This window comes from Neobacillus niacini, from assembly GCF_023715415.1.
In the GTDB taxonomy this organism is placed as follows: Bacteria; Bacillota; Bacilli; order Bacillales; family Cytobacillaceae; genus Neobacillus; species Neobacillus niacini_C.
The window spans coordinates 1-258 of sequence record NZ_JAMBOB010000083.1 but is presented as its reverse complement, the minus strand read 5'-3'; the positions used below and the strand labels follow the sequence as shown (position 1 = coordinate 258).

Sequence of the window (258 nt, the reverse complement as noted above, 5' to 3'; positions counted from 1 at the left end):
GTTGAGACAGTGCCCAGATCGTTACGCCTTTCGTGCGGGTCGGAACTTACCCGACAAGGAATTTCGCTACCTTAGGACCGTTATAGTTACGGCCGCCGTTTACTGGGGCTTCGATTCAGAGCTTCGCTTGCGCTAACCCCTCCTCTTAACCTTCCAGCACCGGGCAGGCGTCAGCCCCTATACTTCGCCTTGCGGCTTCGCAGAGACCTGTGTTTTTGCTAAACAGTCGCCTGGGCCTATTCACTGCGGCTCTTCGAG

The 258-nt window shown here is 56.2% G+C and carries 1 rRNA gene; it reads right to left on the bottom strand.

The features are described from left to right. Positions 1–258, bottom strand: a 23S ribosomal RNA gene (locus M3189_RS26670); the annotation flags it as partial.